This is a genomic window from Paraburkholderia sp. 22099 (genome assembly GCF_052045835.1).
GTDB classification, from domain to species: domain Bacteria; phylum Pseudomonadota; class Gammaproteobacteria; order Burkholderiales; family Burkholderiaceae; genus Paraburkholderia; species Paraburkholderia terricola.
This window is the reverse complement of the sequence record NZ_JBQEPU010000031.1, coordinates 23,128-34,762: the sequence shown is the minus strand read 5'-3', so window position 1 is coordinate 34,762 and position 11,635 is coordinate 23,128. Positions and strand designations below refer to the sequence as shown.

The following is an 11,635-nucleotide window of genomic DNA, read 5'->3' as shown; positions in this document are numbered from 1 at the left end:
CCAATGACCGTTCATCGCACCATCGAATTGATCGCCCCGTCCGGTTATCCGAACGATCCTGAAGTGGTGCATCGCGCGTTGCAGCGCTTCCATGCGCAGGGGCATCGGGTTCTGGGCGTCGAGGCGACACAGCGCTGCTACCAGCGCTTTGCCGGCACCGACGGCGAACGCGCGGCCGAGCTGAACCGCCTCGCCGATCCCGCGCGCAAACTGCCCGACATCGTGCTTGCCGTGCGTGGCGGCTACGGCGCGGTGCGCATCCTGCACGGCCTCGACTACGACGGCTTGCAACGGCGGCTGAGCGGCCGACCGGTCGCGCTGGTCGGGCATAGCGACTTCACCGCGATCCAGCTCGCGTTGCTGGCGCGCGCCGGCGTGAAGACTTTCGCCGGGCCGATGCTGATGAGCGATTTCGGCGCCGAAGATTCCAGTGAATTCACCATGCGGCACTTCTGGTCGGCGTTGACCAGGCCGACCATGACGGTGACGAGCAACGCGCCGCAAGCGCAGGCGGTCGACGTGTCGGGCACGCTGTGGGGCGGCAATCTCGCCGTGCTCGCCTCGCTGATCGGCACACCCTATATGCCGCCCGTGCAGGGCGGCATCCTGTTTCTCGAGGACATCAACGAGCAGCCGTTCCGCGTCGAGCGGATGATTTATCAGCTGCATTTGTCCGGCATCCTCGCGCGGCAGCAGGCGCTCGTGCTGGGCGACTTCTCCGGCGGCAAATCCTACGAGTACGACAACGGCTACGATCTGCACGCCATGATCGAGCAGGTGAGATCGGTGACCGGGGTGCCGGTCGTGACCGGCCTGCAATTCGGGCATGTTCCCAACATGCTGACGCTGCCGGTGGGCGCGGATGCGCATCTCGTCGCAAACGCGCACGGATTCAAGCTGACGCTGTCGGGTTATCCGCACCTGACGTGACAGTCGGCGGAGCCGGGCGGCGCGCGTTTGCGAAAGCCCGCGACATTGTTGACAAAACCGGCCGTCAATAGACGGCCATTCCCTCGCTCAATTAAACGCCTACTCAAGCAGCGCGGGCCAAGCGTGGCGCGCCGCCGGCCTATCCGCTCGTCCAGACCTTCCGGATTGTCCCTATTCAAGATAAAAATTGTTGACAATCTTTATGTCCATCCTATGATGACCAACATACCGAGACGCACATCATGTCCGACACAGATTCCGCCGCCGCGAGTCATTCGAAGCCCGAAGTCATCGCCGAACGCATTCGCGCCGCGATCCTCGAGCATCGGCTCGCGCCCGGCGCCAAGCTGACCGAAGCCCAGTTATGCGAAGTCTTCGGCGTGAAGCGCGGTCCGATCCGGCAAGCGCTCGCGCAACTGGCCGCCGATCGTCTCGTCGATCTCGAACCGAACCGCGGTGCGTTCGTCGCGAGTCCGTCGTTGCAGGAAGTGCATGAGGTGTTCGAAATGCGCCGCATCATCGAACTGGCCGTGGTGGAAAAGATTTGCAGCGGCCACGGCGTGCGGCGCCTGAAGAACATCGGCGGCATGATCGGCCGCGAACGCAAGGCGTTCGAAACGCGTGATTTTCCGGCGTGGATTCGTCTGTCGGGCGAATTTCACACCGAGTTGGCCGGGCTCACCGGCAATACCGTGCTGTGCGACTGCCTGAACGGACTGGTGGCGCGCTCCACGCTGATTTCCGCGCTGTACGAGTCGCTCGGACGCAGCCCATGCTCGTTCGAGGACCACGCAGCGATTCTCGCCGCGCTCGACGCCGGCGATGCCAAGGAGGCGGCGGCGCTGATGGCGCACCATCTGCAAAGCGTCGAGTTGAAGATGCTGGAGCGCCCCGCGCGCGGCGCGGCGGATCTGCATGAAGTGTTCGGCGCGCTCGACGGCGCGTCCAGGAACGAAGCCAAAGTGAAGTCGGAGCGAGACTGAGGCGAGCGGCCGGCGTGCGCGCTTTGCTGGTGCGCGCCGCACTGAATTGAACTGAACCACACCAGTGTTGCAAGGCGGCTCGATGCGCGTGCTGCCGGCTTGCGCACGCGTGCGCCGCGCGTGGGTAGCGGCTTTCGAGCAACGAAGCATCGCCGGGAATCCGCGGTCCGAGCGCTGCGATAAGCACAAGTACATCAAGTACGGAGACACCCGCGGCACGGCTGCCTGGATAGCGCCCGAGCAGGGTGCGACTGGCATGGCCGATGCAATGTCCTTCGATTCGCTATCGATGGTCCCTATCTCAAGGAGGAGTCATGGCTCAGTTCAGCGCAGCGCCCGGAAGTCCCGCAATTCCCCCAATCCCCGCTTACGAAGACGCCGGCGCGCCCGACGATTCGTCGATGCCGGCCGGCTACAGCGAGCGGCTGTATAACGAAGACCTCGCGCCGTTGCGTCATCAAACCTGGGGCGCGTACAACATCTTCGCGTTCTGGATGTCGGACGTGCACAGCGTCGGCGGTTATGTGTTCGCGGGCAGTCTGTTCGCGCTCGGCCTGACGAGCTGGCAGGTGCTGATCGCATTGCTGATCGGCATCACGATCGTCAACGTGCTGTGCAACCTGATCGCCAGGCCGAGCCAGGCGAACGGCGTGCCTTATCCGGTGGCGTGCCGCGCGACCTTCGGCGTACTCGGCGCGAATATTCCGGCGGTGATTCGCGGCCTGATCGCGGTAGCGTGGTACGGCATTCAGACCTATCTGGCTTCGAGCGCGCTGGTGATCGTGGTGCTCAAGTTCGTGCCGCAATTGCTGCCGTATGCCGACGTTCATCATCATGGTTTCATGGGTCTTTCGACGCTCGGCTGGGCCGGCTTCATGCTGCTGTGGGTCTTGCAGGCGCTGGTGTTCTGGCATGGCATGGAGACCATCAAGAAGTTCATCGACTTCGCCGGTCCCGCCGTCTACGTGGTGATGTTCATTCTCGCGGGCTACATGGTGTATCGCGCGGGCTGGCGCAACATCGGCATCAATCTCGGCGGCGTCAAATATCACGGCCTGCAAGTGGTGCCGGTGATGATCACGGCGACCTCGCTGGTGGTCTCGTACTTCTCCGGACCGATGCTCAATTTCGGCGACTTTTCCCGCTACGGCAAGAGCTTTCGCAGCGTGCAGCGCGGCAACTTCTGGGGACTGCCGGTCAACTTTCTCGCCTTCTCGCTGGTGACGGTGATCACGACCGCGGCCACGCTGCCGGTGTTCGGCGAACTGATCACGGACCCCGTCGAAACGGTGGGCCGCATCGACTATCCGACCGCGGTGATTCTCGGCGCCTTGACGTTCACGATTGCAACCATCGGCATCAACATCGTCGCCAATTTCGTCTCGCCGGCTTTCGACTTCTCGAATGTCGCGCCGCGTCTGATTAGCTGGCGCGCGGGCGGCATGCTCGCGGCGGTGGCGTCGATCTTCATCACGCCGTGGAATCTCTTCAACAACCCGGCCGTGATTCATTACACGCTCGACGTGCTCGGTAGCTTCATCGGCCCGTTATACGGCGTCTTGATCGTCGACTACTATCTCGTGAAGCGTCAGAAGATCGTGCTCGACGATCTGTACACCGTGGCGCCCACGGGCTCGTACTGGTATCGCAACGGCGTCAACTACCGGGCGGTGGCCGCGTTGCTGCCCGCCGCGCTCATCGCCGTGATCTGCGTGATGGTGCCGGCGCTCGACGGCATGGCGAATTTTTCGTGGTTCATCGGCGCGGGATTGGGCGCGCTGTTCTATCGCTTGCTCGCACGCTGAGTGCGTGCAGACGCAACAGGAGTCGCTATGCGCATCAAACTGATCAACCCGAACACGACCCAACGCATGACGGATGCAATGGGCCGCTGCGCGCGTGACGTCGCGGCGCCCGGCACCGAAGTGATCGCCGTGAATCCGACGATGGGGCCGCCGTCGATCGAAGGCTATTACGACGAAGCGCTCGCCACGCCCGGCTTGCTGGCCGAGGTCATGGCCGGCGAGCGCGAGGGCTGCGACGGTTACGTGATCGCGTGCTTCGGCGACCCCGGCTTGTACGCGGCGCGCGAGTTGGCGCGCGGTCCGGTGATCGGCATCGCCGAGGCGGCGATGCACGCGGCAAGCGTGCTGGCGCCGGGTTTTTCCGTCGTGACCACCTTGGCGCGCACCTGCGGCATGGCGTGGCACCTCGCCGAACGCTACGGCATGAAGCGCTTTTGCCGCAACGTGCGCGCGACCGACGTGGCCGTGCTCGATCTCGACAAGCCCGGCTCGGCGGCGCGCCGCATCATCCTCGACGAATGCCGGCGCGCGCTTGCCGAAGACGGGTCCGACGCGATCGTGCTCGGTTGCGCGGGCATGGCCGAACTGTGCGCGGAAATCGAGGATGCGTTGGGCGCGCCGGTGATCGAGGGCGTGACGGCCGCGGTCAAATGGACCGAAGCGCTGATCGCGCTGCGTCTGTCGACAGCCAAGCGCGGCGACTATGCGCGGCCGCTGGCCAAGCGCTACGACGGCGCGCTGGCGTCGTTCAGCCCGACCGGGGACGACGTGAATGCGCAACCGGCGCGCGGTCCTGCTGGGGTCTCTCTGGTCGATGCGCAAGAGAGTGCGGAGACCGCCGGTTTGCTGCGGGTAAACACGGGCGAACCGGGCGAGCACATACATTCCGTCTGACACGCACTATCTGCCGGGCTGTATGGGCGCGTCGGAGCGTTTTCGCTACACTGGTTCCACTCGTCGCGGGTGCGCGAAATGCTTTTGCCGCTGTTTTCGAGCGGTATTTGCGCGCCGCGCCAGCGTCAGCCGCCTGCTCGCCGCACGCTAGCTCACGCGATAATCCAGCGCGACTTTCATGTACCGTCACCACGCATCCGTCAAACCATGCCACTCGACCCGAACTACCCACGCGATCTGATCGGCTACGGCCGCCACCCGGTGCAGGCGAACTGGCCGGGGCAAGCGCGCGTCGCGGTGCAATTCGTCCTGAACTACGAAGAGGGCGGTGAAAACTGCGTGCTGCACGGCGATCCGGGCTCGGAGCAGTTCCTGTCGGAGATCGTCGGCGCGGCGTCTTTTCCGGCTCGTCACATGAGCATGGAGTCGATCTACGAATACGGCTCGCGCGCCGGCGTGTGGCGCATCCTGCGCGAATTCGAAAAGCGCGGCTTGCCGCTCACGGTGTTCGGCGTCGGCATGGCGATCGAACGCAATCACGACGTGGCGCGCGCCTTTGTCGAACTCGGTCACGAGATCGCCTGCCACGGTTATCGCTGGATTCACTATCAGGACATGTCGCCGGAGAAGGAGGCCGAGCATATGCGTCTCGGCATGCAGGCGATCGAGCGCGCGACCGGCGAGCGGCCGCTTGGCTGGTACACCGGGCGCGACAGTCCCAACACGCATCGTCTGGTGGCGGAATACGGCGGCTTCCTGTACGACTCCGATTACTACGGCGACGATCTGCCGTTCTGGATGGAGGTCGACGTAACGGGCGGCGCGAAGGTGCCGCAACTGATCGTGCCGTATACGCTCGACACCAACGACATGCGCTTCGCCAGCCCGCAAGGCTTCAACACCGCGGACCACTTCTTCACGTATCTGCGGGACGCATTCGACGTGCTGTACGAAGAAGGCGACGAAGCGCCGAAGATGCTGTCGATCGGCATGCACTGCCGCCTGCTCGGCCGCCCAGGGCGCTTTCGCGCGCTGCAACGTTTTCTCGATCATCTCGAACAGCACGATCGCGTCTGGGTGACGCGGCGCGTCGACATCGCGCGGCACTGGCGCGACCATCATCCTTATCAACCGGGCGGCCGCGGAGCGGCGGCATGAAGGCGATGCACTACACCCTGGCGCAACTCAACAGCATTCCAGCCGACGCGTTCGTCGCGGCGCTGTCGGGCATTTTCGAGCACTCGCCGTGGGTCGCGGAAATCGCCGCGCGGCAGCGGCCGTTCAGCGGCATCGACGAAATGCATCGCAAGATGTCCCACATCGTCGAAACGGCCGGCGAGGAGAAGCAGCTCGCGTTGATCAACGCTCACCCGGAACTCGCGGGGAAAGCGGCGGTGCGCGGCGAACTGACGGCCGAGTCCACGCGCGAACAAAGCGGCGCGGGTCTCGCTCAATGCACCCAGGAGGAATTCGACAAGCTGGTCGCGCTCAATCGCGCGTATCGCGAGAAGTTCGGTTTTCCGTTCATTCTCGCGGTGCGCGGCTATGACCGCCACGGCATCATCGCGAACTTCGAGGCGCGCGTGAACAACAGCCGCGCCGACGAATTGCGCGCGAGCCTCGATCAGATCTACCGCATCGCACGTTTGCGGCTCGACGATCTGATCGACGCGTAGCGCGTTAGCCACGCGTCGCGATCCTCGAACCGAAACGTTTTCCCGGCATCAACCAACACCAAGGAAGATAAAGATGGCACTCCCGATTCTCGACCCTAACGCACCGGAATTCACGCGCCGCTATGTGAACCTGGCGGACCCGCGTCTGGGCGCGCAGGCGCTCGAGGCCAGCGACGAATTCTTCGCACCGAAGGAACGCATGCTGAATCCCGAGCCGGCCGTCTTCATTCCAGGCAAGTACGACGACAACGGCAAGTGGATGGACGGTTGGGAAACGCGCCGCAAGCGCGCCACCGGCTACGACTGGTGCATCGTGAAGCTCGCGCGCGCTGGCGTGATCAAGGGGCTCGACCTCGATACCAGCCACTTCACGGGCAACTTTCCGCCGGCCGCTTCCGTGGAAGCCGCGCGCGTGACGGACGGCGTGCCGAACCAGTCGACGCAATGGACCGAAATCGTTCCGTCCACCACCTTGCAAGGCAACAGCCATCACTATCACGAAGTCAGCGACGCGAATGCGTACACGCATCTGCGCGTGAACATTTATCCGGACGGCGGCATCGCGCGTCTGCGCGTGTACGGTCAGCCGCAAGTCGACTGGGCGGGCGCGAGCCGCACCGAGCAGTTCGATCTGGCCGCGATGGAAAACGGCGCGTATCTGGTCGCGGCGAACAACCAGCATTTCGGCGCGGCCTCGACGATTCTGATGCCGGGCCGTGGCGTGAACATGGGCGACGGCTGGGAAACGCGCCGCCGCCGCGAACCGGGCAACGACTGGGCGATCGTCGCGCTGGCGCAGCCGGGCGTGATCAGAAAAATCGAAGTGGATACGGCCCACTTCAAGGGTAACTATCCCGACCGCTGCTCGATTCAGGCCGCGTACGTGACGGGCGGCACGGACAGCTCGCTCGTCACGCAAGCGATGTTCTGGCCGGTGCTGCTCGGCGAACAGAAGCTGGAGATGGACAAGCAGCATGACTTCGAAAGCGAAATCGCCGCGCTCGGTCCTGTCACGCATGTGCGCTTTAACATCATTCCGGATGGCGGCGTGTCGCGTCTGCGTCTGTGGGGCACGCTCGCATGATGAAAACGCTGGCGATCGAACCGTTGACCAAGGAAGCGTTCGCCGCATTCGGCGACGTCATCGAACTCGAAGGCGCGAAGCAGATTCCGATCAATCTCGGCACGACGATCCGCTATCACGATCTCGCGAAAGTGGACGTCACCGACGAGAACGGCCGCACGCTGGTGAACCTGTTTCGCGGACAGCCGCGCACGTTGCCGTTCGAGGTGACGATGCTGGAGCGTCATCCGCTAGGCAGCCAGGCGTTCGTGCCGCTGAACGACAAGCCGTATCTCGTGGTGGTGGCGCCGGCGGGTGAACTCGACGCGCAGCGGATTCGCGCATTCGTGACGAGCGGCTGGCAGGGCGTCAATTATGCGAAGGGCGTTTGGCATCATCCGCTGATCGCGCTGGGCGAGGTGAGCGACTTCATCGTCGTGGATCGCGGCGGCGAGGGGCTCAATCTGAATGAGCAGGATCTGGCTGAATCGCTGTGGCTCACCGAGGATGCGTTGAGCGCGGTGACTGTTTGAAGCGCATTGCTTCGGCGCAATGAGCGGGTTGTTGATGCTGATGCGAAAGCCCACGGCGCAGGCCGTGGGCTTTCGCTTTTGTGAGCGCAGGCGATGGACGGGATCGGCGTGTTCAGCCACGCTTGGCGAGTAGCGGTGAGCGCCCGATTACTTCACGCGCGCGTTCCGCCGGCTCAGGTGCGGAAAAGCCGGCGGCTTCGATCGCCGGTTTGAGTCCCTTGAACTGAAGGCTTTTTTTCGGCGACCGCAATGAGGTCATTCCGTCGTCCCATGCGTGCAGCATCTGCTTGGCGACGTTGCGCCATGGCGACTCGTTGCGTGCCGCTTCGATCAACTCGTGACCGACTGCGACGGCCGAATCGCACAATGCTTCGACCATCTGCGCATATTGCCGCGGCGGAATCCCCATGCGGGTGTTGAAAAAACGCTCCAGTGTTTTGCCGGCCGCCCAGCTTTTGCGGCCGTCGATCGGAAGCCCCGGCGGGTTGGCGGCGAAACGCGGATAAGCCTGAGTCGTGACGATGTCGTAGACGGGCGTGAACGTGACGTCGTCCACCGACGTGTAGAGCAGCGCGATGTTCTTCGTATGACAGTCGGCGTTGCGCACGACATAGTTGGTCAGCAGATGCCAGCCGAGCCGTTCGAGTTGCTGCCGCATGCTGTCGCGATCGAGCAGATAGGCCTTCGCGGCATTGAGCATCTTTTCGCTGGTGGAGTTGTATTTCTCATGCGGCGGTAAGCCCAACAGGCCGCACAGGTCCTCGACACCATACGCCGGCAATCCGTGCGCATCCACGTCGAAACGTTCGACGATCAGCGCCCGGCCATCGTCCGACATCTGCGTACGCGCGACCGGCGCCACACCGAGCCGTTCGAGTACGCGCATCGAATGGAACTCGTTGAAGCCGAGAAACGGCGTGTTGTCGTCGGAGCCTTTGACGATATGGCGGCTCGTGCGAATCGTCGGTTTGCCCAGTGTCACCGGCATTGGCGTGGAGGTGCCGGGGGCCTGGGCTTGCGGCGCGATGAACTTCGGCACCGCGCCGGAAATGGCGGCGCGCGCGTAGTCGCGCACCAATGCGGCGAAATGCTCGGCCGTGTTGTCGCCGTGCAGAATATCCCGCACGTCCAGCGCTTGCAGGTCGGTGCCTGGCGGCATGCCCTCGGGTGTGACGGTGACGCGTCCGATCCCCATCGCGCCCACCACGGCCAGCAGCGAGAGATCGGTGCCGTCGAGCAAGGGCCCGAATTGTTCGCGAATCAGGTTCAGCAGATAACCTTCCGGCAGGTTCTGCCGGAAAAACGGATGCAGGTCGCGCGGCCAGCGCCACGCTTCTTCACGCACCGGCATGGTCAGGCTGACGAAGTCGGCGGCCGTCGCGTCGCGGTTGTATTTGAGGACATAGTCGTCACGCTCGCGAAACAGCGTGGCGACGTTCTTGCCCAGCACCTGGACGTCGAGCCTCATGAATTCTGATCCGGCATGCGTTGCTCGGCGAGGATGTCTTCGAGCGTGCGTGCGTGCCCATGCGCCACGACCTTGAGATCGTAGCCCGCCGCTTCGAGCAGGCGTACGAGGACGGACACGCTCATGTCGTTTTTAGCGAGCGTTTCCATGCGTGCGACCGTAGTGCGAGCAACACCGGCCCGGCGCGCCAGTTCTTCTTGCGAGAGCCTGGTTTCGCGCCGTATGGCGCGCAGCATATCGGAGACGTCAGCGAGATTGGTCATTTGTAGCCCCAAGGCCTCAATTTTCATCATTTCATCTTTATTGTAGCCCGTGAGCGACAAATCGTGGTCGAGAATTTGTATCTCAAGGGCTACAAACCAGCGGAGAAATCGATTTTTGTGTCCCAAAGGCTACATTTATACGCAATGTCGCTGCGCAAATCCCAAAATAAAAACGGGTTCCCCGCTCGCGCGAAAAACCCGCCTCATACCTCACCGAAACCGGGCCTCCCGCCGGCCATTCGACTACTTCACCGCACCGCCTTCGAACCACGCGGCGATCTTCATGCGCTCTTCGTCGGTCATGTGCGTGACGTTGCCGAGCGGCATCGCTTTCAACGTCACCGCCTGCTGATAGATCCGCTGCGCGTTCTGCGAGATTTCATCCGGCGTATCGAGCAGCACGCCGGCCGGCGCGCTGCCCATCATCGTCGGATGCGCCGAATGGCAGGCGGCGCAGCGCTGTTGCAGCACCGGCGCGATGTCGGCCACCTTGACCGCCGGCGCGTTCGCGGCCTGCGCTTGCGGCACCATCGGCTTGGGCATGGTCCAGAACAGCGCGCCGAACATCAGCACGACGCCGACTATCGGCAGATACCACAGCACCTGGCCGCGGTGACGCATCACGAAGAACTGGCGGATCAGCGCGCCGGCCAGCATGATGATGACGAGCACCGCCCAGTTGTACGGATGCGTGTAGGTCATCGCGTAGTGATTCGACAGCATCGCGAACACCACCGGCAGCGTGAAATACGTGTTGTGCACCGAGCGCTGCTTGCCGCGCTTGCCGTAGACCGGATTCGGCGTATCGCCCTTGAGCATCGCGTCGACCATCTTGCGCTGGCCCGGAATGATCACGAAGAACACATTGGCCGACATGATCGTCGCCAGCATCGCGCCCATGATGAGGTAAGCCGCGCGGCCCGCGAAGATATGGCACGCGAGCCACGTCGCGATCAGCACATAAGCGCCGACGCAGATGCCGAGCACCGTATCCCGGTTGCCGAGAATGCGGCACAGCGAGTCGTAGACGATCCAGCCCGCGGCGAGAAAGCCGAGCGCCGAGGCCACCGCGACCACCGGACCCATGTCGAGCACGTTCTTGTCGATCAGATAAGTCGTGGGCGAGAACAGATACAGCACGGTAAAGAGTGCAAAGCCCGACAGCCACGTGGTGTACGAGGGCCACTTCGACCAGTGCAGATCTTCCGGCATTTCCGGCGGCGCGACGGTGTACTTCTGCATGTTGTAGAAGCCGCCGCCGTGCACGTGCCACAGTTCGCCGAACACGCCGCGTTTGCGCTGGTTCGGGTCCTGCGGCGGTTTGAGGCTGTTGTCGAGCGCGACGAAATAGAACGACTCGCCGATCCATGCGATCGCGGCGACGACGTGGAACCAGCGAATCGCCAGATTCAGCCAGTCGGTGATAAAGCCTTCCATGAAACTCCTCCACTTCTGATTCGTTTTATCGCGCGACGACGCGAGTGCCTTGATTGCCTTTTCAGGGACCCGCCGAGCGCGGGTAATCGGCATGCAACGCGTGATCGCGCGGAATGCGGGGTGAAAGACGCGGTGCGCTCAGTTCGCACGGCGCCGTTGTTCTGGGCACGCGGACCGCACGTCCCCATGACGTGTTTCCTCAACTGCCTCGATACGTGCTGTACGACCACGGCGACACCAGCAGCGGCACGTGATAGTGCGCGGCGGGGTCGGCCACGCCGAAGCGCAGCACCACACGGTCGACGAAACGCGGCTCCGGCACCTTCGCGCCGATCGACGCGAAGTAATCGCCGGCGCCGAATACGAGTTCGTATTCGCCCGCGACCAGTGCGTCGCCTTCGAGCAGCGGCTGATCGCAGCGGCCGTCGCTATTGGTGAGAGTGGATTTGAGCGCGCGGCGCGTGTCGCCCGAGAGCGCGAAGAGTTCGACCTTGATGCCCGCGCCGGGACGGCCGTTCGCGGTGTCGAGCACATGGGTGGTGAGCTTTCCCATTCGCAATTTTCCTTATGTGAATGCGAGGTT

12 protein-coding genes are annotated in these 11,635 nt (G+C 63.4%); 8 read left to right on the top strand and 4 right to left on the bottom strand.

What is annotated here, in order from left to right:
- The first annotated feature begins 3 nt into the window (after positions 1-3).
- From ldcA to ACTJLC_RS25055, 8 genes are all read left to right on the top strand, one after another.
- Positions 4-930, top strand: a complete 927-nt coding sequence (ldcA, locus tag ACTJLC_RS25090; protein ID WP_310133465.1) for a muramoyltetrapeptide carboxypeptidase — start codon at positions 4-6, stop codon at positions 928-930.
- A gap of 242 nt (positions 931-1,172) precedes the next feature.
- On the top strand, positions 1,173-1,913 hold the full coding sequence (locus tag ACTJLC_RS25085) for a GntR family transcriptional regulator (protein ID WP_073428075.1): 741 nt from the start codon (positions 1,173-1,175) through the stop codon (positions 1,911-1,913).
- A gap of 314 nt (positions 1,914-2,227) precedes the next feature.
- Positions 2,228-3,718 carry an NCS1 family nucleobase:cation symporter-1 gene (locus tag ACTJLC_RS25080; RefSeq protein ID WP_073428076.1) on the top strand — a complete coding sequence of 497 codons (1,491 nt, stop codon included), beginning with the start codon at positions 2,228-2,230 and terminating at the stop codon, positions 3,716-3,718.
- 27 nt (positions 3,719-3,745) lie between these two features.
- Positions 3,746-4,612 carry an aspartate/glutamate racemase family protein gene (locus ACTJLC_RS25075; RefSeq protein ID WP_083083786.1) on the top strand — a complete coding sequence of 289 codons (867 nt, stop codon included), beginning with the start codon at positions 3,746-3,748 and terminating at the stop codon, positions 4,610-4,612.
- A gap of 207 nt (positions 4,613-4,819) precedes the next feature.
- Positions 4,820-5,770 (top strand): allantoinase PuuE, encoded by a 951-nt coding sequence (gene puuE, locus ACTJLC_RS25070; RefSeq protein ID WP_310133458.1) that lies wholly within the window; start codon positions 4,820-4,822, stop codon positions 5,768-5,770.
- Positions 5,767-6,288 carry a 2-oxo-4-hydroxy-4-carboxy-5-ureidoimidazoline decarboxylase gene (gene uraD, locus ACTJLC_RS25065; RefSeq protein WP_073428079.1) on the top strand — a complete coding sequence of 174 codons (522 nt, stop codon included), beginning with the start codon at positions 5,767-5,769 and terminating at the stop codon, positions 6,286-6,288. The genes puuE and uraD overlap by 4 nt, the downstream gene beginning before the upstream one ends.
- 73 nt (positions 6,289-6,361) lie before the next feature.
- Complete coding sequence (gene alc, locus ACTJLC_RS25060; RefSeq protein WP_073428080.1) at positions 6,362-7,372, top strand: allantoicase; 1,011 nt, start codon at positions 6,362-6,364, stop codon at positions 7,370-7,372.
- On the top strand, positions 7,372-7,884 hold the full coding sequence (locus tag ACTJLC_RS25055; RefSeq protein WP_073428122.1) for an ureidoglycolate lyase: 513 nt from the start codon (positions 7,372-7,374) through the stop codon (positions 7,882-7,884). Before alc ends, ACTJLC_RS25055 begins: the two co-directional genes overlap by 1 nt.
- Positions 7,885-7,996: 112 nt before the next feature.
- Here ACTJLC_RS25055 and ACTJLC_RS25050 read toward each other — a convergent pair whose 3' ends face one another.
- From ACTJLC_RS25050 to uraH, 4 genes are all read right to left on the bottom strand, one after another.
- Positions 7,997-9,352 (bottom strand): type II toxin-antitoxin system HipA family toxin, encoded by a 1,356-nt coding sequence (locus tag ACTJLC_RS25050; protein ID WP_073428081.1) that lies wholly within the window; start codon positions 9,350-9,352, stop codon positions 7,997-7,999.
- Entirely contained in the window at positions 9,349-9,615 is a 267-nt protein-coding gene (locus ACTJLC_RS25045; RefSeq protein WP_073428123.1) for a helix-turn-helix domain-containing protein, read from the bottom strand. The genes ACTJLC_RS25050 and ACTJLC_RS25045 overlap by 4 nt, the downstream gene beginning before the upstream one ends.
- Before the next feature lie 243 nt (positions 9,616-9,858).
- Positions 9,859-11,052, bottom strand: coding sequence for a urate hydroxylase PuuD (locus ACTJLC_RS25040; protein WP_073428082.1), 1,194 nt, complete (start codon positions 11,050-11,052; stop codon positions 9,859-9,861).
- A gap of 199 nt (positions 11,053-11,251) precedes the next feature.
- On the bottom strand, positions 11,252-11,605 hold the full coding sequence (uraH, locus tag ACTJLC_RS25035; RefSeq protein ID WP_073428083.1) for a hydroxyisourate hydrolase: 354 nt from the start codon (positions 11,603-11,605) through the stop codon (positions 11,252-11,254).
- Positions 11,606-11,635 lie beyond the last annotated feature (30 nt).